This window comes from Billgrantia lactosivorans (assembly GCF_003254665.1).
Lineage (GTDB): Bacteria > Pseudomonadota > Gammaproteobacteria > Pseudomonadales > Halomonadaceae > Halomonas > Halomonas lactosivorans.
Map to the genome: position 1 here is coordinate 150,110 of NZ_QHGY01000001.1, position 24,220 is coordinate 174,329.

A 24,220-nucleotide genomic window follows, 5' to 3' on the forward strand; every position below is an offset into this window, starting at 1 on the left:
GCATGCAAGTCGGCGGTGCCATGATATTTGTTTCCTATACGAAACACGCGCTAAGCTTGGCCGGGCCGCGAGCAGGGTGAACGAGACGCAGCGGGCATATACGACCTGGTGGAATAATTCCGACAATTTCCGCTATGGTACGCCGTCTGATCGTAATAGATCTTTCGGTAAACTCCTTAAAAACAGTCTAAACAACAGAGGGAAACGTTCGTGGAAACATTGACAGCGATTTTCACTTCCATCAACGGCGTAGTCTGGGGGCCGTTGATGCTCATCCTGCTGTTGGGGGTGGGGCTCTACCTGCAGATCGGCTTGAAGCTGATGCCCATTCGCAAGCTGGGTACCGGCTTCAAGCTGATGTGGCAGGGCCGTGATGCCAAGCCGGCGCCCGGTGAGGCGAAGAAGGCGGAAGATGAGGGCGAGATCTCTCCGTTCAACGCCCTGATGACGGCTCTCTCTGCCACCATTGGAACCGGCAATATTGCCGGCGTGGCGACGGCGATTGCCCTGGGCGGACCCGGCGCGGTGTTCTGGATGTGGGTCACGGCGCTGGTCGGGATGGCGACGAAGTTCTCCGAGGCGGTGCTCGCGGTACGCTTCCGGGAGACCGACAGCACCGGCTACCACGTCGGTGGGCCGATGTTCTACATCAAGAACGGCCTGGGCAAGAAGTGGCTGTGGCTTGGCGGTGCCTTCGCCTTCTTCGGCGCCGTGGCGGCCTTCGGCATCGGCAACACCGTGCAATCAAACTCCGTGGCCGACGCCCTCGACTCGACCTTCGGTATCCCCCACTGGATGACCGGCGTGGTCATCATGGTGCTGGCCGGCGCCGTCATCCTGGGCGGCATCAAGCGCATCGCCAAGGTGGCCGGCAAGCTGGTGCCGATCATGGGCATCGCCTACGTGGCGGCCGGCCTGGTGGTGCTGGTCGTCAACGCCGGCCAGCTCGGCGAGGCGTTCGGTCTGATCTTCTACTATGCCTTCAACCCGCATGCCGCCATGGGCGGTTTCGCCGGCGCGGCGGTGATGGCGGCGATCCGCTTCGGCGTGGCCCGCGGCATCTTCTCCAACGAGGCCGGCCTGGGCAGTGCGCCGATCGCCCACGCCGCGGCGAAGACGCGCAACCCGGTACGCCAGGGACTGATCGCCATGCTCGGCACCTTCATCGACACCATCATCGTGTGCAGCATCACCGCGCTGGTGATCCTGACCTCCACGGTATGGGTCGACGGCGAGGAGGGCGCCTCGCTGACCGCGCTCTCCTTCGATGCGGCGCTGCCCGGCTGGGGCAACCAGATTGTGTCGCTGGCGCTGGCGGTCTTCGCCTTCACCACCATCCTGGGCTGGTCGTTCTACGGCGAGAAGTGCTTCCAGTTCCTGTTCGGCACGCGCTCGATCATGCTCTACCGCGTGCTGTTCGTGCTGGCGATCCCGCTGGGCGCCATGGCCCAGCTCGGCTTCATCTGGCTGATGGCCGACACCTTCAACGCCATGATGGCCATTCCCAACCTGATCGCGCTGGCGCTGCTCTCGCCGGTGGTGTTCAAGGTCACGCGCGACTACTTCAACGGCAAGGAAGTGCTGCCGGGCGAGGACCTGGACCACAACAGGTCCTGATAAGCCTAGCGGGGGGCGAGAGGCGCGCCGCGCTTCTCGCTCGCCTGCCTACCATCACCTCACGAGGAAACCCATGAGCCAACTCAAGCGCACCCCGCTGCACGACCTGCACCTCGAGCTGGGGGGCAAGATGGTGCCCTTCGCCGGCTACGAGATGCCGGTGCAGTTTCCGCTGGGGGTCAAGAAGGAGCACGAGCATACCCGTGCCGCCTGTGGCCTGTTCGATGTCTCCCACATGGGGCAGATCCTGCTGCATGGCCCTCGTCCCGCCGCGGCGCTGGAGACGCTGGTGTGCGCCGACATCGTTGGCCTGCCCGAGGGCATGCAGCGCTATGCGCTGTTCACCGCCCAGGACGGCGGCATTCTCGACGACCTGATGGTGGCCAACCCCGGCGGCGGGGTCCTCTACCTGGTGGTCAACGCCGCCTGCAAGGATCAGGACCTGGCGCTGCTCGACACCGGCCTCGATGAGGAACATCGGCCCGAGCTGCTGGAGCGCGGCCTGCTGGCCCTGCAAGGGCCGAAGGCCGCCGAGGTCATGCGCCGCCACTGCCCCGAGGCCTGCGAGCTGGTGTTCATGCAGCACGGACGCTTCGAGATCGACGGCGTGCCCGTCTGGATCAGCCGCAGCGGCTATACCGGCGAGGACGGCTTCGAGATCTCGGTGCCGGCCGACCAGGCGGAGTCGCTGGCCCGACGCCTGCTGGCCGAGGAGGAGGTCGAGCCCATCGGCCTGGGGGCGCGGGATTCCCTGCGCCTCGAGGCCGGGCTGTGCCTCTACGGCCACGACATCGACACCGAGACCACGCCGGTGGAAGCGGGGCTGATCTGGGCCATCGGCAAGGCGCGCCGCCACGGCGGAGAGCGCTCGGCCGGATTCCCGGGGGCGGACGTGATACTGCATCAGGTCGATGCCAGGGATCACCGGCGCAAGCGGGTCGGCCTGCTGGGGGAAGGGCGTGCCCCGGTGCGCGAGGGTGCCGATCTCTACGCTGAGGATGGCCGGCATGTCGGCCGCGTGACCTCCGGTGGCTTCGGCCCCAGCGTCGGCCGCCCTGTGGCGATGGGCTATGTCCTGGTCGAGCAGGCCGAGGTGGGGACCACCGTCTACGCCGAGGTGCGAGGCAAGCGCCTGCCCATGGTGGTGAGCAAGATGCCGTTCGTGGCGCCGGGCTACTATCGCGGCTAGCCAGTTATACCGTTATCTTTTCAGCCAGACCACCGCTGCTCGAGGCGGTGGTCTTTTCGTTGGTGCGGCCGGGGGCTCGCTCAGCGCATCAGGGCGGCCTGGTCCTCCCAGTAGCGGCCCATGCTGCGCTCCTCGGTCAGGTCGTAAAGCGATTCGCGCCGCGCCAGGCGGGCGCCGCCATCGCGGGTCAGCGGGCTCCAGGAGAGCTGGGCGCGCTGGCGCGTGGAGTGAACGAAGAAGGCATCCAGCGGCAGCGAGAGGTAGATGCCCTTGTCGAAGCTGCCTTCGCCGAAGTCGCTGCCGGCATCGGTGAAGGTGGCCCAGCCCCCCAGGCGCACGCCCGAATCGAACTCGCGCGAGACGTCGAAGGTGGCGCCGAGGTCACCGGCGAGATAGCGGCCCACGCTGATCTTGGCCAGCACGTCCTCGTAGTCGGTCTGCCAGTAGCCGGTCAGATGCCCCGTCCAGGTGCTGTAGTCGCGCATCGCGAAGCGCTGGTCGAAATCGCGCTGCTTGACCCAGTTGACGTCGAGCCCGAGCGCCACGTCGCTGTTGAAGGGGCGGTAGAGCAGCTCGGCGCCGGCGCCGGCGAACATGCTCTCGAGCAGGCCGCCATACCCCAGTGCGTACCAGTCGTTGCCCAACTGGGCGGTGCCGGTGTACTGCAGGTTGCTGATGCCGATGTCGGTTTCGGCCAGGTAGTCGCCGACATGCGTGCGCACCCGCGGCAGGTCCGAGGGACCGAGGTAGCGGTACTTGCCGAGGTTGTCGGCCAGCGTGTAGCTGAGCGTGCCGGACAGCCAGTGCCGGGTTCCCAGCCGGTATTCGCCGTCGAGGTTGGCGGAGAGCCGGTAGAGGTAGCCGTCGGGACCGCCGAAGTTCTGCTCGAGCTGCGGCTCGAGGCGATAGGAAAGCCCTCGCGGCGGGGCGTCGTGCAGCACGTCGCCGCGATCGTCGGCCAGCATGGCGTGGGTATAGAGGCCGTGGCGATAGGCGACACTTGCCTCGCTGGACACGGCGGCGGCGACCAAGGCGTCGCGCTCGTGAACGCTCTCGCGCAGGGCCATGCCGCGCTCGTGCCAGCGGAAGCGGAAGGTCTCCACGTCGCTACCCAGGTGATTGTGCAACAGGCGTCCGGCACGCTGCTCGCTCTCGGCGAGCGATCGATAGCGCGTGGGTTCGCCTTCGACGATCAGGCTCGCGCCGTCCTGGCGAATGCGGTAGACGCCGATGCCGGCGTTGGCGTCGAGCTCACGGCTGAGTCCGTCCCAGTCGCCGGTATGCCGTGCCGGAGGCGCCGCCACGTCGACGGGGGGCGGGTCGCGCTTGGCCTGGGAGACGCTGGCCAGGTTGGTCGACAGCGAGATCCCGAGCATGGCGGTATTGCCGCGCTGCCAGCCGGCCTTGAGTTCGATGGTGTCGGTCAGGCGCAGCCGAGCGCCGAGGTTGAGGCGTGAGTCCTGGGATTGATCGTTCTGCTGCGGCTCATGCTGGTAGTCGTTGCCCTCCAGCTCGAGCTGCAATACCAGCGCATCCCATGGCGTCTGGTACTCGATGCCGCCGAACAGGGCGCTGCGTCCGCTGAACAGGCTGCCCAGGTTGACGCTGCCGCCATCGTCCCCCGAGCTGAAACCGGAGCGGCGCTCGAAGCCCTCGTGGAGCTGGGCTAGCGGGTTGGTGAAATCCTCCTGGTTGCCGAGGTAGCCCCAGCCGATCCCCAGCGAGACATCGAAGTTGTGCCAGCGCTTGCTGGCGACCAGGTATTCGCCGGCGAACAGGCCGGTGCCGCCGATGTCACGCGCGCCGACGGCGACCTGTGGCCAGTAGCGGTCCTCTTCCCGCAGCCGTAGCTTGAAATCGATCCCCTTGTCGAGATTGTTGCGGTCGTCGGTAGCAGCCAGGTAGCGTCGGTTCTCCACTTCGACGTAGCGAAAACCGGCTTCGAGCCACTCGGCGGGCTGGAAGAAGAGGCCATAGCGCCGGTAGGGCGCGGTGCGCGACAAGGAGAAGGCGAAACCTCCCAGCGGCGCCATGCGGGCGGTGGGCGTCTGCATCAGCCCCACGCCACCGAAATCGCCCTGGCCACTGCCGAGTCGCGGCTGTCCGGGGTCGGCGAGTGCCGGCATGGCCATGCCCAGGGCGGTGGCGAGGGTCAGTGGAGCGAGTCGAGGCGAGCGGGATGCTGACCGCTTCATGTGGCCGGCCCTCCCGAATCGGTCTGACCCGCCCCATCCGGCAGTGCGATGGGGTGACAGGCATTGCCGGGCAGGCGGGTCGCCAGGAAGTCGGGCAGGGTGCGATTGACCCAGTCGGCTTCCTGAACCGGTTCGGGGAGGACGAGCGCAATGCGGCTGCCGGCCATCAGCGGGGAATCGCCGGCATTCCAGGCGGCGACGCCGATGCGACGAGGGTCGCCCTGGGGGGGGATCACCCAGGCCTCCTCGGCGCTGGCCCAGCGCGAATCCGGGTGTTGGCGCAGCAGTTCGCGCAGGCTCAGACCCGGCGACCAGCGATGCCGGGTCACGCCGCCGAAGTGCCACAGCTCCACCCAGTCGGGCACGTCGCAGTATCCGGCGGCGGCCAGCGAGGCCAGCGGCGGGTCGTGCTGAGGCGAGGCGAGCAGGGCGGCAAGGTCGGCCCTGGCTGACGTGCGGCCCGGTGATGTCTGCGACTCGGCGATGCCGGCCTGCCACGCCTCGAGCCCCCGGGCCAGGTCGGTGCGTCCGTCCAGGGAGTACCAGTCGATCAGTGTCGCCAGCTCCTCCCGCAGGCGCCTGGCCTGGCGCTGCAGGGGTTCCTGCTGCCGTGCGAGCAGGTAGTAGCTGTAGGCGGGAGACGCGGGCAATGCCGGTTGCTCGAGCCACAGGTCGGAGAGCCGTTGGCTGTCGGCATGGCCGTAAAGGGGCAAGGCCAGCAGCGCGCCCAGGCAGGCGGTGCGCCAGCGGCCGGCGTGAAAGGGGGGACGTCGGGTCATTCTCGCTCTCTTTGTCACGGCGGTGGCGCGCCGTCGGGCAAGGGTGACTGCCCGTCGTCGCGCCCGGTGTCCTCGGCTTCGCTCCACCAGGGCCTCGCCACCTGCCAGCGCAGGCGTGGACCGTCCGGCCAGAGCGCCATGTCACCCCCCCAGATCCTCAGGCTGCCCGGCTCGCGCCAGTACACCCCCTGGCTGTGCGTGCTGCGGCTCTTCCAGTCGAGTCGCTCGGTACAGCGTTCCAGTGCCAGCCGGGTCAGCGGCAGCGCCACGGGCTCGGCCGCCTCGCAGCGGAGGCTCGCCTCGGCCTCGTCCTGCCATACCGTGCCGTCGGCATCGCGCCACTGCGCGTGCACGCGATAGTGTCCGGGTCTGGCCTCGGCCGAGTGCCAGCGTCCCAGCAGCAGCGCTTCGAAGCCGGCCGTGCTCGCCGGAACCCCATCGCGCAGGTGCAGGGTGGCGCGATCGCCGGCCTGCCAGTAGGTATCCCGGCCTTGCTCCCCGGTGCGGTGGGCCATTACCAGCAGGGCCTGGTTGCCCTGGGTCTCAGCCACCAGGGTGGCGTAGGGCAGCGTTTCCGCCTGCGCCGGCAGGTCTTCACCGCTCCCGCCGCCCATCAGCGTGGCGCCCAAAGGCGTCAGCTGCCCGCCCTGGGCACAGGCCGTCAGGCCGGCAACCAGGCTGCCGGTCAGCCACCAGCGAAGCAGGACCGCCAAGCGGCGGTCCTGTGTCGGCACACGTCTGTCGCTGTACCGTCTGTCGCGGCGCATCAGCGCGTACCGGTGCCGGTACCCGTACCCGTGCCGGTGCCCGTGCCGGCGGCACCGATCGCCACGCCGATGCCGGCTGCGCCGCGGCTCACGGCACCGGCCAGGGCCTGGCCGGAGTTGCCGGGAGCCGCGCCCGCGGCACCACCGCCGCTGGCGAGCCCGCCGCTGGCCACTGCGCCTGGCGCCGGCGTGTTGGCCGAGTCGCCCGGCGCGCCCGGCGTCCCCTGGGACAGCGTGGCCTGCTGGGCCAGCGCGAATGGCGCGAGGCTCAGCAAAGCCGCACCGGCCAGGGGGGCGACGCGCCTTCGTAGTTTCAATCGATCAAGCATAGGGTCTGGCTCCTTCTTTTGCGCCGGTCACTTCCGGCGGGACGAATGGCCGGATAGTGCATCCGCGTAATGTTGCCGGGATTACTATCTGGCCAACCTGCCGTCGGCAGGTATACAGGCAGAATTACATAAAATTCCCCCCGTGACTTTAATTGTCATGGGGGTTTCGATTCGAAAGCTGGATTGATAACCTAATTCGCGAAGCCTGGAAAGAAACTTATCTTGTGCCAGAGTGTCTGTCTGTATATAAGAGTAAAAAAATGTATAGATATTCACAGGGGGTAGTGGCGAGCAGGAAAAAGGATTATTCTGGCCTCGTTCTCTAGGCGCCTTGCATGGAAGTAAAGGCCCTGTCTTGTCGAATTCCTTGAGTTTGCGTCGTGTCGTGGCTCGCGCCGCGGGACATTTTTTCGTCTTGGGAACAAGACGATACGCATGGCTTCGGGGATTGTCGTCAAACCTCGTGGCGGTAGCGTGTCTTGAGGTGGCGTTGCTGTCCGAAATTGTCGATGTCGAATTAAGTAATCTTCGAGCTTGCATTGAATTACTGGTGTCGACATTAAGAGACAGTATATATCGCTTGGTGTCGCAGAATGACAACGCGACTGTCACTTATAAGTGTCAGAATAGGAAACTTGGCGATGCCGGTGTTGTTTGTAAGGTTTCTCCCCGTGTCACAGGGTAGCGACTTGAGGAATAATTAAAGAGGCATGGATTGGCTGGTTGGAACGCCAGGGTCCGAATTAATATTGGCACGCGAGTGAAAAATTAGATGAATCACGGCTTCCTGCGGCTCCGGTTGGGTCGTATTTGTTTATTGTTCGGCGTGTTCGCCTTGGGGGGCTGCGCCTTTGCCCCGGGGGGGCATATCGATTACCAGGCGGACGCCGCCCCGATCGACGACCTGGTCGACATCGAGCCCATCACCTTCGGCCTGGTGAGAAGCCAGCGGCCTCAGGACATCGGAGCCGAGGACATCGAGAAGGCGGGTGATGACCTGCGCGAGGACATCCGCGGCTATGACTACTACATCGGCAAGGGGGACGTGCTCAGCGTCATCGTCTATGGCCACCCGGAACTGACGATTCCCGCTGGCGGCGAGCGCAGTGCCGCGGAGTCGGGCAATGCCGTGCACAGCGACGGCACCATCTTCTATCCGTTCATCGGCCGCATCCCCGTGGAGGGGCGGACGGTGCGCGAGGTCCGCGAAATCATCACCCGCGGCCTGGAACCCTACGTGGCCATGCCGCAGGTCGAGGTTCAGGTCGCCCAGTACAATTCGCAGAAGGTCAATGTGACGGGGGCCGTGGAGGAACCCGGTCCGCTGCCGATTCGCAACGTGCCGATGAGCGTGCTCGATGCCATCAACCTGTCCGGCGGCCTGGCGGAGCACGCCAACTGGCACGACGTGCGGTTGACGCGGGATGGCGAGGAGATCCATGTCTCGCTGCACGAGATGCTCAACAGCGGACGACTCGACCAGGACCTGCTGCTGCAGGACGGCGATGTGCTGCACGTGCGCGACAACAGTGACCAGAAGGTCTACGTCATGGGCGAGGTGACCGCCCCCACCAGCCTGCCGATGGGCGCCAACCGCCTCACGCTGACCGATGCGCTTGCCGAGGCCGGCGGCATCAACGAGGGCAACGCCAATGCCTCGGGAATCTTCGTCATTCGCCGGGCGCCGCCGGACAGCGACAAGCTCGCCACCGTCTATCAGCTCGATGCCCGCAACGCCGCAGCGCTGGTCCTGGGTGCCGAGTTCACCCTGCAGCCAACCGATGTGGTGTACGTGACGACCACGCCGCTGGGGCGCTGGAACCGTGTGGTGCGCCAGATCCTGCCCACGGTCAGCAGCATCTACCAGACCACGCGCACCGGCACCGAACTGGAGCAGGTACGCGATTAAGGGGAAGAGGATGTTTCAGGAAGTGCTCGTGGTGTGCATCGGCAACGTCTGTCGCAGCCCGGTCGGGGAGGCGCTGCTCAGGCGGGCCCTGCCCGGCCACCGTATCGCATCGGCCGGGCTGGGTGCACTGGTCGGCCAGGCGGCCGACCCCACGGCGGTGCGCCTGGCGGAGGCCGACGGTCTCGATCTCTGCGGGCATCGGGCGCGCCAGATCGACGCCGGGATGGTTCGCGAGGCCGATCTGGTGCTGGTCATGAGCGAGGGCCAGCGCCTGGCGATTGCCGAGCAGTTCCCCTTTGCCACCGGCAAGACCATGCGCTTCGGGCGCTGGCTACCGGGCGAAGCGGGCCTCGGGGTGGACATTCCCGATCCTTATCGCAGGAACGAAGAGGTCTTTGTACGCGTACATCGTCAGCTCACCGAAGCGGCGCGCCTGTGGCAGGCGCGCCTCGGCAGCACGCGTGGCTGAAGCGAACGACCCCCTTTTCACGCCAGGACTCCATCGATGGTGAAAGAGATCAAGACGGGCTCGCGCCCAGGCAGCGACGATATCGATCTGGGCAGGCTGTTCGGCGTCCTGCTGGACAACAAGTGGCTGATCATGCTGGTGACGGCGGTCTTTGCCGCCGCGGGCGTGATTCACGTGCAACTGGCCACGCCAATCTATCGGGCCGATGCCCTCGTGCAGGTCGAGGGCAAGACCGGGCTGAGCAACCCGCTTGCCGAAGTGCGTTCGATCCTCGGGGAGGAGCCCAAGGCCGACGCCGAACTCGAGATCCTGCGTTCGCGCATGGTGCTCGGACAGGCGGTGGACCAGGAGCGGCTCGACATCGAGGTGATTCCGACCCGCCTGGCGGTCGTCGGGGATTACCTGGTCAGGCAGGGCATGTCGCGCCCCGGCTTCGCCCGCCGCAGCGTCTGGGCCGGCGAGTACCTCAATGTGGGCGAGCTGCGGGTCGACCACGAGTGGCTGGGTCGGGCCCTGCGCCTGGTGGTCGGCGTCGACGACGGCTACCGGCTCTACCACGGCGAGGAACTGCTCGGCGAGGGGCGCGTCGGTACCACCGAGAGCTTCGACGACGGCCGTATCGAGCTGCGAGTCGCCGAGCTGGAAGCCGGCGAGGGCGCGGAGTTCACCGTGGTACGCCGCACCCGCCTGGCCGCCATCAACAACCTGCGTTCACGCTTCAGCGTCGCCCAGCGGGGCCGTGACAGCGGGGTGTTCAACATGACCCTGCTGAACGAGGATCCGCAGCGCGCCGAGCGCACCCTGAGCGTCATCTCGCAGATCTACCTGACCCAGAACGTCGAGCGCCAGAGCGCCGAGGCGGAGCAGAGCCTCGAATTCCTCGAGGAGCAGGTGCCCCAGGTGCGCAACGACCTGGCGTCGGCCGAGGATGCCCTGAATGCCTTCCGCATGCAGCACGATAGTGTCGACCTCAACCTCGAGACGCGCTCGGTGCTGGATCGTGTCGTGGAACTGGATGCCCAGCTCAGCACGCTGGAGATGGAGCAGGCCGAGCTGAGCCGGCGCTACAACGCCTCGCACCCGCTTTACGCCGCCATGATGGAGAAGCGCAACAACCTCGAACGCGATCGCGAGCGGCTCAACGAGCGTATCCACGGGCTGCCCGAGACCCAGCAGCAGATCCTGCGCATGTCGCGTGACGTCGAGGTGACCCAGCAGGTCTACGTGCAGCTGCTCAACAAGATCCAGGAGATGAGCATCACCAAGGCCAGCACCGTGGGCAACGTGCGCATCCTCGACGATGCCGTCGCCCAGCCGGGCCCGGTGGAGCCGCGCAAGCCGGTCACCGTGGCCATGCTGACCCTGGTAGGCGCCTTCCTCGCGGTGGCCTTCGTCATCGTGCGCAGCATCTTCCGTCGCGGCGTGGAGAGTGCGGAGCAGATCGAGGACCTGGGCCTGCCGGTGTACGCCACCGTGCCGCTCTCCGACGACCAGCAGAAGCTGGTGCGTCGCGTCAAGCGCCACAACCGGCGGCGCGGACGCGCCGTGAGCAGTGGGGTGCTGGCGCAGAAGGCGCCCGACGATACCGCCATCGAGGCCCTGCGCGGGCTGCGCACGTCGCTGCACTTCGCCATGCTCGAGGCCAACGACAATCGGCTGATGATCACCGGGCCGAGCCCGAACATCGGCAAGAGCTTCATCTGCATCAACCTGGGGGCGGTGATCGCCCAGAGCGGCCAGCGTGTGCTGGTCCTTGACGCCGACATGCGCAAGGGGCACGTGCATACCGCGTTCGGTGCCGACAGCAAGGGCGGGTTGTCCGAGGCGCTCTCCGACAAGGCGGAGCTCGACGAGGTGATTCGCCAGTCGCCGATCAACGGGCTCAGCTATATCGCTCGCGGCAAGGCGCCGCCCAACCCTGCCGAGCTGTTGATGAGCGAGCGCTTCCCGCGCCTGGTCGACGCACTGAACCAGCGCTTCGACCTGGTGATCGTCGATACGCCGCCGATCCTGGCGGTGACCGACGCCGCGGTGATCGGCCATCACTGCGGCACCACGCTGCTGGTGGCGCGCTTCGGGCTCAACCCGCCGCGCGAGGTCGAGGTGGCCATCCGCCGCCTGGAGACCAGCGGGGTCAAGGTGAAGGGCGGCATTCTCAACGCCATCGAGCGCAAGGCCGCCACCAGCTATGGCTACGGCTATTACCACTATGCCTACAAGACGACTCAGACCTGAGCGCCGCAGGCGCCGGCGGGCTGCGTCCGCGCCTGCCCGGCAGGCCGTTCCCTGGCGTGAGGCCGGCTGGCCGAGCGCCGATCACTATCACTCGAAAACCATGGAAGCGTCATGACCACTATCAAAGATCGTCTGATTGGCCGGCTCGAGCGCAAGGAAGCCGTGATCGGGATCGTCGGGCTTGGCTATGTGGGGCTGCCCCTGATGCTGCGCTACAGCGAAATCGGCTACCGCGTGCTCGGCATCGATATCGATGCCGGCAAGGTGGAGCGGCTCAACGCCGGGCGCAGCTACATCGAGCATATCGCCTCGGAGCGGGTCGCCCGGGCCAGGGATGAGGGCTGCGAGGCGACCACCGACTTCGCCCGCGTGGCGGAAGTCGATGCGCTGATCCTGTGTGTGCCGACACCGCTCAACAAGTACCGCGAACCGGACATCAGCTTCGTCATCGGCACCGTCGATGCCCTCAAGGGGCACCTGCGCGAGGGCCAGGTGATCTCGCTGGAGAGTACCACCTACCCCGGTACCACCGAGGAGGAGCTGCTGCCTCGCGTCGAAGAGAGCGGGTTGACGGTGGGGGAGGCGCTGTTCCTGGTCTACTCCCCGGAGCGCGAGGATCCGGGCAACCCGGACTTCGAGACCCGCACCATACCCAAGTTGGTCGGCGGGCATACGCCTGCCTGCCGCGAAGCCGGCGTGGCGCTCTACCGCCCGGCCATCGACCAGGTCGTGCCGCTGAGCTCGACCCGGGCCGCCGAGATGACCAAGCTGCTCGAGAACATCCACCGTGCGGTCAACATCGGCCTGGTCAACGAGATGAAGATCGTGGCGGACCGCATGGGCATCGACATCTTCGAGGTGGTCGACGCCGCGGCCACCAAGCCGTTCGGCTTCACCCCCTACTACCCGGGGCCGGGACTCGGTGGGCACTGCATTCCCATCGACCCCTTCTACCTGACCTGGAAGGCCCGCGAATACGGCCTGCATACCCGTTTCATCGAACTCTCCGGCGAGGTCAATCAGGCCATGCCGGACTATGTCGTCGGCAAGCTGATCGAGGGGCTGAACCAGCACGGCAAGGCGTTGAACGGCAGCCGCGTGCTGGTGCTGGGCATCGCCTACAAGAAGAACGTCGACGACATGCGCGAATCGCCGTCGGTGCACATCATGGAGCGTATCCGCGACCGTGGGGCGGAGGTGGCCTACAGCGATCCCCACGTGCCGGTGTTCCCGCCCATGCGTGAGCACCGCTTCGAGCTCGAAAGCGTGCCGCTTACCCCGTCCACCCTGGCCGAATACGACGCCGTCGTCCTCGCTACCGACCATGACCGCTTCGACTACGACATGATTCGCGCCCACGCTCGCCTGATCGTCGATACCCGCGGCATCTACCGCGGCATCAACGAAGACCGAGTGATCAAGGCCTGATCTTCATGTCAAACGCACAGGTAAACGCCATGAAATACTTCGCCCTGATCGGCGCTGCCGGTTACATCGCTCCACGTCACATGAAGGCCATCAAGGAAACCGGCAACCATCTGGCCATGGCCTACGACATCAACGATTCGGTCGGCATCATCGATTCGATCTCGCCGGAGAGCGATTTCTACACCGAGTTCGAGCGCTTTCTCGAGAGCGCCTGGCAGCGCAAGCGCGACCCCTACACGGCGCTCGACTACGTCTCGGTGTGCTCGCCCAACCATCTTCACCATGCGCATGTCGCCGCCGGCCTGCGCCTGGGCTGCCATGTGATCTGCGAGAAGCCGCTGGTGCCGAGCCCGGCGCTGCTCGACGAACTGGGCAAGGTGGAGCAGGAGACCGGCCGGCGCGTGTTCAATATCCTGCAGCTGCGCCACCATCCGGCCATCGTCGAGCTCAGGGAACGCGTCGCCAGTACGCCCCGCGACGACAAGTACGATGTCGAGCTCACCTACATCACCTCGCGCGGCAAGTGGTACCACGAGAGCTGGAAGGGCGATCCGCGCAAGTCGTTCGGCGTGGCGACCAACATCGGCGTGCACTTCTTCGACATGCTGCACTTCGTGTTCGGCGATCTGGAGCGCAATGTCGTGCACTACCTGGACGACCAGCGAGCCGCGGGCTATCTCGAGTATGAGAAGGCGCGGGTGCGCTGGTTCCTGTCGATCGACAGCGACGACCTGCCGAGCAGCGTGCAGGGGCAGCAGACCACCTACCGCTCGATCCTCTGCGAGGGCCGCGAGATCGAGTTCTCGGGCGGCTTCACCGACCTGCACACCGTCTCCTACCAGGAGATCCTGGCCGGCCGCGGCTACGGCCTCGACAGTGCTCGCCACTGCATCGAGACCGTCGATACGATTCGCCATGCGGCCCCGGAAATCCCCGTCCGTAACGAGGCACATCCCTGCCTCAAGCGGCACCTGATGTGAGGTTCGCCATGGACAGCCAACCGCACGACAACCGCTTCCCCGGGGTGCAGATCCACCCCAGTGCCATCGTCGACCCGGGCGCCGAGATCGGCGAGGCGTCGCGTGTCTGGCACTTCGTCCACGTCTGCGGCGGCGCCCGCATCGGCCGCGGCGTTTCGCTGGGACAGAACGTCTTCGTCGGCAACCGCGTGGTCATCGGCGATGAGTGCAAGGTGCAGAACAACGTCTCGGTGTACGACAACGTCACCCTCGAGGCGGGGGTCTTCTGCGGCCCCAGCATGGTCTTCACCAACGTCTACAACCCGCGTTCGCTGGTCGAGCGCAAGGACGAGTACCGCGACACCCTGGTGCGCGAGGGCGCGACCCTCGGCGCCAACTGCACCATCGTCTGCGGGGTCACCGTGGGCCGCCATGCGTTCGTCGGCGCCGGGGCATTGATCAATCGCGACGTGCCCGACTTCGCCCTGATGCTTGGCGTGCCCGCCCGCCAGCGGGGCTGGATGAGCCGCCACGGCGAGCGCCTCGACCTGCCGCTGGAAGGCGAGGGCGAGGCGATCTGCCCGCACACCGGCGATCGCTACCGACTCAGCGGCGGCACCCTGCGCTGCACCCCCGCCCAGGAGGGCGACAGTACCACCGCCAAGGACCCCCGACGCATGGACTTCATCGACCTCAAGGCCCAGCAGGTGCGTATCCGCGAGCGTATCAACGCCGGCATCCGCCATGTACTGGAGCACGGCAAGTACATCCTCGGCCCCGAGGTGGATGAGCTCGAGAGGCGCCTGGCCGACTATGTCGGCGTGCGCCACTGCATCACCTGTGCCAACGGCACCGACGCGCTGCAGATCGCCCAGATGGCGCTGGGCATCGCCCCCGGCGACGAGGTGATCACCCCCGGGTTCACCTACATCGCTACCGCCGAGACGGTGGCGTTGCTGGGCGCGCGACCGGTCTACGTCGACGTCGACCCGCGCACCTACCTGCTCGACCCGGAGCGACTGGAGGCCGCCATCACCCCGCGCACTCGCGCGATCATTCCGGTATCGCTCTACGGTCAGTGCGCCGACATGGACGCCATCAACGAAATCGCCGCGCGTCACGGCATTCCGGTCATCGAGGACGCGGCCCAGAGCTTCGGCGCCACCTATCGCGGCCGACGCTCGTGCAGCCTGTCGCAGATCGCCACCACCTCGTTCTTCCCCAGCAAGCCGCTGGGATGCTACGGCGATGGCGGGGCGCTGTTCACCGATGACGATGCGCTGGCCAAGGTGCTGCGCCAGATCGCTCGCCATGGCCAGGGGCGTCGCTACTACCACGTCAGGATCGGTGTCAACAGCCGCCTGGACACCCTCCAGGCCGCGATCCTGCTGCCCAAGCTCGACATCCTCGACGAGGAGCTCAGGCTGCGCGAGCAGGTCGCCGAACGCTATGACCGCCTGCTGCGTGCGCACGGCTTCGCCTCGCCCCACGTGGAGCCTCACAACACCAGCGCCTACGCCCAGTACACGGTGGAGGTCGACGATCGCGAGGTGGTGATCGCGCGGCTGGCGGAGGCCGGTATCCCCACCGCCGTGCACTATCCGATTCCGCTCAACAAGCAGCCCGCGGTGGCCGATCCGGGGGTCGACCTGCCGATCGGCAACGCCGCCTCGCGTCGGGTGGTCAGCCTGCCGATGCACCCGTACCTCGCGGCCGAGGACCAGGAGCGCATCGTCACCGCGCTCGGGGAAGCCGTGGCCTGAGCCAGACGTCAGGGAGACCTCTTGTGCTGAATCGGCTCGTGATACCGGCAAGACGCCTGCTGCCGACCCACGCCTTCGCCCGCGGCGTCAGCGTGCTGGTGGGGGGCACCGCGGGGGCGCAGCTGCTGACCATCGCCGCGGCGCCGCTGCTGACCCGGCTGTATGCGCCGGAGGATTTCGGCCTTCTGGCGGTCTACGGTGGTCTGCTGGCGCTGTTCACCGTGGTGGCCAGCGGCCGTTACCAGCTGGCGATACCGCTGCCGGAAACGGAGCGCGAGGCGGCCGAGGTGCTGGCGCTGAGCCTTGCGGTCGTGGGCCTGACCACCCTGGTCGCGCTGCTGCTGGTGGTGCTCGGCGGCCGGACCCTGGTCGCGGCGTTGGGCGTGCCGTCGCTCAGCCCGTGGCTGTGGCTACTGCCGCTGGGGGTGGCGTTCGCCGGGGGCTACCAGGCGGTCAGCCACTGGTCGGTACGCACGCGGGCGTTCACCGCCCTCGCCTCGACCCGGATCAAGCAGTCGCTGGCGCTGCTGGCGATTCAGTTCATTGCCAGCCCGCTGGGCGGTGGCGGCCTGCTGCTCGGCCATGCCGCGGGGCAGGGCGCCGGCACGCTGACGCTGGCGCGACCGGCCCTGCGCGCCGTCGCCGAGCACCGGGTCACGGTCGCCGGGGTCTGGGCAGCGGCGCGCCGCTACCGCAAGTTCCCGCTGTATTCGTCCTGGTCGGGGCTGTTCAACACGCTCGGCAAGCAGCTCCCGCCGCTGCTCTTCGCCGCGCTGTTCAGCCCCGTGGCCGCGGGGCTCTATGCCCTGGCCCACCGGGTACTGGCGATGCCCATGACGCTGATCGGCGAAGCCGTGGGCAAGGTGTTCTTTTCCAGCGCCGCCGAGGCACACCGGCGCGGCGAGCTCGGCCCGCTGGTGGCCAGGGTGCATGCCATCCTGGCCCATATCGCCATGCCGCCGGCGATCGTGCTGATGGCGATCGGCCCGGACCTGTTCGCTCTGGTGTTCGGCGAGCGCTGGCGCGAGGCCGGGGAATTCGCCCGCTGGATGGCGCCCTGGATCTACCTGGTGTTCATGACCTCGCCGCTGAGCCACCTCTTCTCGGTGCTCGAGCGTCAGGGGCAGGGCCTGGTGTTCCAGGCGCTGCTGCTCGGCGTACGCGTCGTGGCCATCGCCATCGGCGCCTTCCACGATGACCTGCTGCTGACGGTGGCGCTGTTCTCGCTGGGCAGTGCCGCCTGCTGGATCGGCTTCCTGGTCTGGATCGCCCGCCTTACCGGCAACCCGCCGCGGGTGCTGGCGACGGCGACCCTCACCGCGCTGGGCTGGGGGCTGGCGCTGCTGTCGCCGCTGCTCGTCACCGGTTGGCTGGCCCCCGCATGGCTGCCGTGGAGCGCGGCGCTGTCGCTCAGCGCCTTGCTGGTGGGGGCGCGCTACTTTCTCCTGTTCCGTAGGGCCTATCAATGAGTTCGATCCACTGTCACTTCGCTTCCTCACGCTGGCAGGAGTGCGAGCTGCTGCATGGCCGTGGCCATGTCTGCGGCAGTGTCTGGCTCGATGCTCAGCGCCTGTCGCCCGCCCGCGCCCTGCAGCAGCTCGAGCTGAGCGACGACCTCGACGGCTGGCGCCGACGCATGGGGGCGCTCAATGGTTTCCACGCCCTCGTTCGGCACACCCGCAGCGGCGTGGTGGCGGTCGTGGATCGCGTACGCTCGATCCCGCTGTTCTACGGCGCTCACGCCGGCGAGGTCTTTGTCAGCGACGATGCCGACTGGGTGCGCCAGCGGGTCGCAGAGGAGCGGATCGACGACGAGGCCCGCGCGGAGTTCGAGCTGGCCGGCTACGTCACCGGCGGCGATACGCTGTTTCGCCGGGTCAAGCAATTGCGTGCCGGCGAGGCGCTGTTCATCGACGCCAGCGACGGGAGCCTGACGCTCGAGCGCTATTTTCGCTTTGGTCATCAGGCGACGGCGGCGAACGACGACGACCGGCGCCAGGCGTCGCTCGAGGAGGCGCTCGACGCGGCCTGCGAGCGGCTGGTCGAGACCGCTAACGGCCGCCAGATCGTCGTACCGCTCAGCGGTGGCTACGACTCGCGTCTGATCGCCACGCTGCTGGCGCGCTGCCGGTACCCGCGGGTGCTGACCTATGCCTACGGCTACCGCGACAATCAGGAGGCCAGGGTCAGCCGAGAGGTGGCCCGTGCGCTGGGCCTGCCGTGGACCTTCGTCGAGTACAGCCATCAGGCGTGGGGCCGCGTTGCCGAGAGCCAGGCCTACTGGCGCTACCAGCGCTGGGCCTCGGGCTGGACCGGCATCGCCAACATGCAGGATTGGCTGGCGGTGAAGCTGCTGACGGAGCAGGGCAAGGTCGAACCGGGGTCGCTGTTCGCGCCCGGTCATTGCTGCGTCACCGGCTTCGTGCCGCCGAGCGTGTTCGAGACCCGGCGGGCAGGGGCGCTGATGCCGGCGGGCGAGCTGGCCGATGCCCTGCATCGTCGCCACTTCACGCTGAATAGCAGCGACGCGGGCGAGGCGCGCTTCCGCGAGCGGGTGCTGCCGCGACTGGCCCGCGACTACACGCTGGACGAGGCCCTGGCGCCCGAGGAATTCATCCGCCAGTTCGTGCAGTTCGGCTGGCAGGAGCGCCAGGCCAAGTTCATCGTCAACTCGGTACGCTGCTTCGAATTCTTCGGCCATGACTGGTGGATGCCGCTCTACGACCGCGACGTCATGGCAGCGTGGCAATCGGTACCGCTCGACTGGCTGCAAGGCCGTGCCGGCTACGTCGCCCTGGTCGAGTCTCTCTTCGCCGAGGTCAGCGGTCAGCGCACCCCGCTGGGCAACGCCGCGCAGCAATCGCGCCACAGCCTGCGCGCCCGCCTGAGCCGCCTGGCGGCCTTTCGACGTGGCCCCGGGGCCCACCTCAAGCGCCTGGCGAAACGCCTGCTGCCGGGGCTGAGCCGCGGCAACACCCTGGCGTCCACGGGGCGTTTTCCTCCCGAGACCCTGGAGCGCCTGCGCGCCCAGGGCTATTCGCACAACGGAGTGGCGGCACAGCTGTTCCTCGAGAGGTTTTGCTGATCATGAACGTCAATGCGCCGAGCCGATACCTGCGGGCCGCCTTCGAGGCGGTCGCGCTGATCCTTCGCAACCTGCGCCGCGCGCGGGGCTTCACCACCGTGCCGCTGCGCCATCACGCCGGCTATCGGCTGTGCGCCATGCGGCGTCCGTATCTGGCGGACGCCCTGGCGCTGTATGCCGAACTGCACGACGGTCGGCCGCTGGATCTGCCGCGGCGCTGGCTGTATCGCCTGGCCGGGAATCGCCTCGGTGTGGTGGCCCTGGACATCAAGGGGCGCGTGGTGGGGGTTGCCTTCTATGGCTTCAGTCGCCGCGACCTGCGCGAGGAGCGGGTGCATTCCAGCTTCAGCGGTGTCCACCCGGCCCATCGTGGGCGTGGCCTCGCCACCGAGCTACGCCGCACGGGGATCCTGCATTTTCGCGCCAACGGCGTGCGCGGCTACTCCGCGCGCATCTCGGAGGACAACGTTGCCTCGCTCAAGCCCAGCCTGCGACTCGGGTTTCGCATCGTCGAGCGCTACCGGGACCCGGCCAGCGGCGAGCAGCGCTTTTACCTGGTCTGCGACTTCGACGACGACTACCGGGATGACCCCGCGGCGGGCCAGGCACCGGACCCCGAACCGCAGCCTCCGACCACGGAGACGGAAAGGAAAGCCGTACCATGATGAACGATCCCCTGTTCCATCCCGGATGGATCCGGTTCAACGAGCAGCGCTGGGGGCTGACCGCCGAAGCGCTCTCCTTCACGCCCGACAAGGGCGACGGCTGGCGGCTCGAGACCGTGCTCTACCGCAACCACCAGGGTCGCCTGGTGACGCCGCCGCGCAATCCCCACCTGCCCATCGACTTCCACTGCACCAGCGAGCGGCCGGCCGCGCGCAACCGGCGCAAGCGCCTGGCGTTGACCCGGCTGGCCGAGTACCTGCAGCAGAGCGAATTCGGCGGCAGCCTGAGTCTCTCCTCGGTGGCGGACGACGTGCGCCCCTTCGAGTGGGCCAACATGGCGGCGCGCCCGCGCTTCACCTACCACCTCGACATCGCCACGCGCGAGGACGCCATCGACCCCAGCGCACGCAAGAAGGCGCGCAAGTGCCGCCGGCTCGGCTACCGCTGCGAGGTCAGCGAGGACTACCAGGCGGTGGCCGACTGCCTGGCGGGCCCCGAGGCGCGCAAGGGCTTCGACTACCGCCTCGACGTCGCGGAGCTCGCGCGCCTGGCCGAGCTGATGGGCCCGGAGCACTTCGTCTGCCTCCTGGCGCGCAGTGCCGAGGGCGAGGCGATGGGGGCCCGGGTCTGCCTGTTCACCCCGGGGGGGCATGCGCTGGCGTGGTCGGCGGGGATGAAGACCGAGGCCATGAAGGACGGCGTCAACAACCTGGTCGCCGAGGAGGCGCTGGAGTTCTTCGACCGCCAGGGCTGTACCGTCTTCGACTTCATCGGCGCCAACATCGCGCCGGTGGCGGAGATGAAGGAGGCATGGGGCGGGCGGCTGGTTTGCCATTACGCCATTAGTCAGCGAGGCATTCGCCAGCTGGCACGCGAGGCATACGTCACGGCCCGCACACTGATGAAGAGGGAATCCAAGTGAATGACATGACCGCACTTTACGATCGGAATTCCCAGGCGCGGCCTAACGCCTCGCTGAAACCGTCCTGTGTGACGGGCAACCTCTCCGTCGTCGCCTCGGGTGCCACCTCGGGTGAGCCGGTGCTGGCGTGGCTGGAGCGGATCCTGCTGGAGCGCTTCGGCGTGCCGCTGCAACTGGAGCGCGATGGCCCGGAACGGCTCTACCTGCGTCATGCCGAAGCGCCGGGACAGGTACTGTTCGACCGGCTGCAGCCGGGATTCTACCTGAGCGGCGGGGACCTGCCCCACTGCCAGTGGGACGCGGCGGCCGAGGGCTTTCACGCACCGCTCGACTTGCCGCTGCCGGCTCCCGGTGCCGCCAGCCTGCCACAGCCGCTGGTGGAGCCGATGGCGGGAGGCCTGACGGTCCACTACGACATCCTCGGCCTGACCTACTGGATGCTGTCGCGGCAGGAGGAGGTCGACGCCCAGGTGCTCGACCGCCACTGTCGCTTCCCCGCCAGCGCCTCGCATGCCGGTCGCCACGGCTACCTCGACAGGCCGGTGGTCGACGAGTGGCTGGCGGTGCTGGGCCAGGTGATCCATCGCCAGTGGCCGTGGGTGCAGCTGCGTCGGCATGCGTTCACGCAGCGCCCGACCCACGATGTCGACCGGCCGAGCCGCTATGGCTTCGCCCGCGACATCAAGCTGGCCCGGGCCATGGTCGGCGATGCCCTGCTGCACCGTCGTCCCCAGGCCCTGGTGGTGGGTCCCTGGGTCCGCCTGAGCACCCGCCGTCGGCTGCATCCGCTGGATCCGCTCAACACCTTCGACTGGTTGATGGACGTCTCCGAGGGCCATGGCCTGAAGAGTGCCTTCTACTTCATCTGCGGCCGCACCGATCCGCGCAAGGATGCCGACTACGAGCCGGAGCACCCGGCGATGCGTGACCTGATGCGGCGCCTCCACGCGCGCGGCCACGAGATCGGCCTGCACCCCAGCTACCATACCTTTCGCAACCCCAAGGAGCTGGCCAACGAAGCCCTGCGCCTGCGCCGGGTGTGCGCCGAGGAGGGCATCGAGCAGGCGGAGTGGGGCGGGCGCATGCACTATCTGCGCTGGCAGATGCCGCTGACGCTGCAGGGTTACGTGCAGGCCGGCCTGGATTACGACACCACGCTAGGTTATGCCGAGGCGCCCGGCTTTCGCTGCGGCACCTGCTTCGACTATCCCGCGTTCGACCCGGTCAAGGGCGAGCCGCTGGCGCTGCGCATCCGGCCGCTGATCGCCATGGAGGCGTCGGTGATCTCGCCGCTCTACCTCGGGCTCGGCACCGGTGAGGAGGCGTTCGAGTGCTTCAGCAGGCTCAAGGCGCGCTGCCGTGCCATGGGCGGGGTCTTCACCCTGCTGTGGCACAACTCGGAACTGACGACGACCGACCAGCGCGCGCTCTACGAGCGCGTGCTGGACGCTTGAGCGACGCAGGGGTATCGGCATGGTCCTGTCCGGTGATGCGTTGACGACGCGGGTTTCAGCCATCGGCTTCTTCGTGCTGTTCCCGGGTTTCATCCTCTATCACACCCTGGTGGCGATGGGGATGATCCCGGCCCTGCTGGGTGGCCTGTTCGGTGTGGTGTCGGTGCTGCTGTTCATCGCCTACCTCGCGCTGCTGCCGTCCCAGCTCCAGGTGCTGCTGACCACGACCCGCGGCTATGCCCTGGCGACGCTGTGCTTCTTTGTCTACGTGCTGCTGTGGGCGACGCTCAACTACGCCCTGAGCGGCGGCAGCGTGATGCGCGCGGCGCTGACGCAGACCGTCGAGACGCTGGTGCTGTGGCTGGTGCTGTTCGTGCTGGGCTATCGGGTTCCGCTCGACTCGCCGCGACTGGCACGCGCCTTCTGGATCGCCTTCGCGCTCATCGCCGGCTACCTGATGTTCCATGTCGCCACCACCGGCCAGTGGATGTTCTTCGCCCGGCGCATGCTCGAGGCCGAAGTCGAGGCGGGCGACAGCGTCTCCACCTACCAGGGCTATGCGCGTAGCGCGCTGGTGGTGCTGCTGTTCCTGATCGCCGTCAGCGAGCGCGCCATGGTACGCGCCGTGCTGATCGTGCTCGGTGCCTTCGTCATGTTCGTGCTCGGCGCGCGCTCCGAGCTGTATGCCTTCCTGTCGCTCTCGGCGCTGCTGCTGATGCTGTGGGCGGGCATGAGCGTCAAGTACATGTTCACGCTGCTGATGGTGGTCGCCGCGCTCATCGCGGTGGTGGCGAGCCAGTTCGAGGCGCTGGCCGGCAGCCGCCAGCTGCAGATCTTCGACCTGTCGGGCACCAGCTCCTGGCTGGCGCGCCAGAACCTTGGCCAGCGTGCCGTGGAGCAGATCCTTGCCAACCCGTTGCTGGGGCGCTTTGGCGGGCATATCGCCTCGGCGGAGGTGACCGGCGGCTATGCCCACAGCATGTTGTCGGCCTGGGTCAACTACGGGTTGCCGGGCTTCGCCATGTACCTCGGCCTGAGCCTGTTTGCCTTCGTCGGTGCCGCCTATCGCCTGCTCTTCCTCGGCGATCGCGGCGCCGGCTGGGTGTTCGCCTTCTCCGTCAACTTCGTCTGCCTGCTGCTGATGGTGCTGGCCAAGCCGGTGTTCTGGCCGCTGCCGGCGCTCGGCTGGGGCGCCTTCGCCAATGCCCTCGTCGCTGCCCGCCAGGGCCTCGGCGGGGAGGAAGCGCGGCAGGCCGGCACGATCGGCACCCTCCGCGACGTACCGGGGCAGCATGACGCTGCCCGGGATCTACAAGGACGCAACGACAATGAAAGTGGTTCACCTGACCTCCGCCCATCCACGCTATGACACGCGCATCTTCCACAAGCAGTGTCGCTCGCTGGCCGCCGACGGCTATCCGGTGACGCTGGTCGTCGCCGACGGCGAGGGGGACGAGGAGCGGGACGGGGTTTCCATCGTCGATGTCGGGCGGCTGCCCGGACGCTTCAATCGGGTGGTGAAGACCACGCGTCGCGTCTTCGACCGGGCCAGGCGACTGGATGCCGATGTCTACCACCTGCACGACCCCGAGCTGATGCCAACGGGGCGGCGCCTCAAGCGGCTGGGCAAGCGCGTGGTCTACGACGCCCACGAGGACCTGCCGCGTCAGATGCTGGCCAAGCACTATCTGGGCAAGGTCACGCGACAGGTGCTGTCGCGCGGCGTCGAGGCCTACCAGCGGCGTGCCTGCCGCCACTTCGATGCCATCGTGGCGGCGACGCCCTACATCCGTGATCGCTTCGGTGAGTTTCATTCCCACGTCGTGGACGTCAACAACTACCCGATGCTGGGCGAGCTCGACGGCGCCTCCGACGCGCGCCTGAGCGCCACCGCGGGCGAATCGCTGTCGGTGTGCTACGTCGGCGGCATCGCCGAGGTTCGCGGTATCCGTGAGGTCGTGCGGGCGATGGAGAGGGTCGCGCACGAATGCCGGCTGCAGCTCGCCGGTGACTTCAAGACCCTGACCCTGGAGCAGGAGGTGATGACCTATGCCGGCTGGGCGCGGGTCGAGGCGCACGGCTACCTCGATCGTGCCGGCGTGCGCCAGGTCATGGCCAGCTCCGTCGCCGGCCTGGTCACGCTCCACCCGATCATCAACTACCTCGATGCGCTGCCGGTGAAGATGTTCGAGTACATGAGCGCGGGGCTGCCGGTGATCGCCTCGAACTTCCCGCTGTGGCGGGGAATCGTCGAGGGCAGCGACTGCGGGCTGTGCGTCGATCCCCTCGATCCCGCGGCGATCGCCGAGGCGATCGATTACATCGTCAGCCATCCCGAGCGTGCCCGCGAGATGGGCAGGAATGGCCAGCGCGCCGTGACCGAGCGTTACAACTGGCAGCAGGAGGAATCCAAGCTGCTGGACACCTATCGCGCGCTTTCCCGCTGACCGAGGA

The 24,220-nt window shown here is 67.5% G+C and carries 19 protein-coding genes and 1 pseudogene; 16 read left to right on the plus strand and 4 right to left on the minus strand.

All coding sequences use genetic code 11. The features are described from left to right. The first annotated feature begins 210 nt into the window (after positions 1–210). Together DIS04_RS00565 and gcvT are read left to right on the plus strand one after the other, a co-directional pair. Positions 211–1,617, plus strand: coding sequence for an alanine/glycine:cation symporter family protein (locus DIS04_RS00565; protein WP_111411779.1), 1,407 nt, complete (start codon positions 211–213; stop codon positions 1,615–1,617). Positions 1,618–1,690: 73 nt separating this feature from the next. Next, positions 1,691–2,806 (plus strand): glycine cleavage system aminomethyltransferase GcvT, encoded by a 1,116-nt coding sequence (gcvT, locus tag DIS04_RS00570; protein ID WP_111411780.1) that lies wholly within the window; start codon positions 1,691–1,693, stop codon positions 2,804–2,806. Positions 2,807–2,886: 80 nt separating this feature from the next. On the opposite strand, the gene DIS04_RS00575 is transcribed toward gcvT, so the two are convergent. Genes DIS04_RS00575 through DIS04_RS00590 form a run of 4 tightly spaced genes read right to left on the minus strand, consistent with a single transcriptional unit; the run spans position 2,887 to position 6,864 of the window. Next, the gene (locus tag DIS04_RS00575) at positions 2,887–5,001 is read right to left on the minus strand and encodes a YjbH domain-containing protein (protein ID WP_111411781.1); all 2,115 of its coding nucleotides are present in this window, start codon (positions 4,999–5,001) and stop codon (positions 2,887–2,889) included. Beyond that, a complete protein-coding gene (locus DIS04_RS00580; protein WP_111411782.1) occupies positions 4,998–5,780 on the minus strand; it encodes a capsule biosynthesis GfcC family protein in 783 nt (260 codons plus the stop codon). Before DIS04_RS00580 ends, DIS04_RS00575 begins: the two co-directional genes overlap by 4 nt. A gap of 14 nt (positions 5,781–5,794) precedes the next feature. Beyond that, positions 5,795–6,493 carry a YjbF family lipoprotein gene (locus DIS04_RS00585; protein ID WP_162622995.1) on the minus strand — a complete coding sequence of 233 codons (699 nt, stop codon included), beginning with the start codon at positions 6,491–6,493 and terminating at the stop codon, positions 5,795–5,797. 53 nt (positions 6,494–6,546) lie between these two features. Next, positions 6,547–6,864 (minus strand): hypothetical protein, encoded by a 318-nt coding sequence (locus DIS04_RS00590; protein ID WP_162622996.1) that lies wholly within the window; start codon positions 6,862–6,864, stop codon positions 6,547–6,549. 784 nt (positions 6,865–7,648) lie between these two features. Between DIS04_RS00590 and DIS04_RS00595 the strand changes: the two genes are divergently transcribed. The 14 genes and pseudogenes from DIS04_RS00595 to DIS04_RS00655 all read left to right on the plus strand — a co-directional run bounded on the left by DIS04_RS00595 (position 7,649) and on the right by DIS04_RS00655 (position 24,213). Then, positions 7,649–8,785, plus strand: coding sequence for a polysaccharide export protein (locus DIS04_RS00595; protein ID WP_111411785.1), 1,137 nt, complete (start codon positions 7,649–7,651; stop codon positions 8,783–8,785). A gap of 10 nt (positions 8,786–8,795) precedes the next feature. Further along, positions 8,796–9,254, plus strand: coding sequence for a low molecular weight protein-tyrosine-phosphatase (locus DIS04_RS00600; RefSeq protein WP_111411786.1), 459 nt, complete (start codon positions 8,796–8,798; stop codon positions 9,252–9,254). Between the two features lie 36 nt (positions 9,255–9,290). After that, positions 9,291–11,489: a polysaccharide biosynthesis tyrosine autokinase gene (locus DIS04_RS00605; protein ID WP_111411787.1), complete on the plus strand. Its 2,199-nt coding sequence runs from the start codon at positions 9,291–9,293 to the stop codon at positions 11,487–11,489. A 111-nt stretch (positions 11,490–11,600) separates the two neighbouring features. Next, entirely contained in the window at positions 11,601–12,917 is a 1,317-nt protein-coding gene (locus DIS04_RS00610) for a nucleotide sugar dehydrogenase (RefSeq protein WP_111411788.1), read from the plus strand. Between the two features lie 29 nt (positions 12,918–12,946). Beyond that, on the plus strand, positions 12,947–13,897 hold the full coding sequence (locus DIS04_RS00615) for a Gfo/Idh/MocA family oxidoreductase (protein WP_111411789.1): 951 nt from the start codon (positions 12,947–12,949) through the stop codon (positions 13,895–13,897). Between the two features lie 8 nt (positions 13,898–13,905). After that, positions 13,906–14,499 (plus strand): annotated as a pseudogene (locus DIS04_RS20545) (acyltransferase); the annotation flags it as partial. After that, positions 14,497–15,639: a DegT/DnrJ/EryC1/StrS family aminotransferase gene (locus tag DIS04_RS20550; protein ID WP_340148162.1), complete on the plus strand. Its 1,143-nt coding sequence runs from the start codon at positions 14,497–14,499 to the stop codon at positions 15,637–15,639. The pseudogene DIS04_RS20545 and the gene DIS04_RS20550, both read left to right, overlap by 3 nt. Positions 15,640–15,662: 23 nt before the next feature. Then, complete coding sequence (locus DIS04_RS00625; protein ID WP_111411791.1) at positions 15,663–17,108, plus strand: lipopolysaccharide biosynthesis protein; 1,446 nt, start codon at positions 15,663–15,665, stop codon at positions 17,106–17,108. Beyond that, positions 17,105–18,724 carry an asparagine synthase-related protein gene (locus DIS04_RS00630; protein WP_111411792.1) on the plus strand — a complete coding sequence of 540 codons (1,620 nt, stop codon included), beginning with the start codon at positions 17,105–17,107 and terminating at the stop codon, positions 18,722–18,724. The genes DIS04_RS00625 and DIS04_RS00630 overlap by 4 nt, the downstream gene beginning before the upstream one ends. Positions 18,725–18,726: 2 nt before the next feature. Further along, a complete protein-coding gene (locus tag DIS04_RS00635; RefSeq protein WP_162622997.1) occupies positions 18,727–19,389 on the plus strand; it encodes a GNAT family N-acetyltransferase in 663 nt (220 codons plus the stop codon). Continuing rightward, positions 19,386–20,312 (plus strand): GNAT family N-acetyltransferase, encoded by a 927-nt coding sequence (locus DIS04_RS00640; protein WP_111411794.1) that lies wholly within the window; start codon positions 19,386–19,388, stop codon positions 20,310–20,312. Before DIS04_RS00635 ends, DIS04_RS00640 begins: the two co-directional genes overlap by 4 nt. Positions 20,313–20,317: 5 nt before the next feature. Then, positions 20,318–21,766 carry a polysaccharide deacetylase family protein gene (locus tag DIS04_RS00645; RefSeq protein WP_245904444.1) on the plus strand — a complete coding sequence of 483 codons (1,449 nt, stop codon included), beginning with the start codon at positions 20,318–20,320 and terminating at the stop codon, positions 21,764–21,766. 19 nt (positions 21,767–21,785) lie between these two features. Beyond that, positions 21,786–23,135: a hypothetical protein gene (locus tag DIS04_RS00650; RefSeq protein ID WP_111411796.1), complete on the plus strand. Its 1,350-nt coding sequence runs from the start codon at positions 21,786–21,788 to the stop codon at positions 23,133–23,135. Further along, on the plus strand, positions 23,095–24,213 hold the full coding sequence (locus tag DIS04_RS00655; RefSeq protein WP_111411797.1) for a glycosyltransferase family 4 protein: 1,119 nt from the start codon (positions 23,095–23,097) through the stop codon (positions 24,211–24,213). The genes DIS04_RS00650 and DIS04_RS00655 overlap by 41 nt, the downstream gene beginning before the upstream one ends. Positions 24,214–24,220 lie beyond the last annotated feature (7 nt).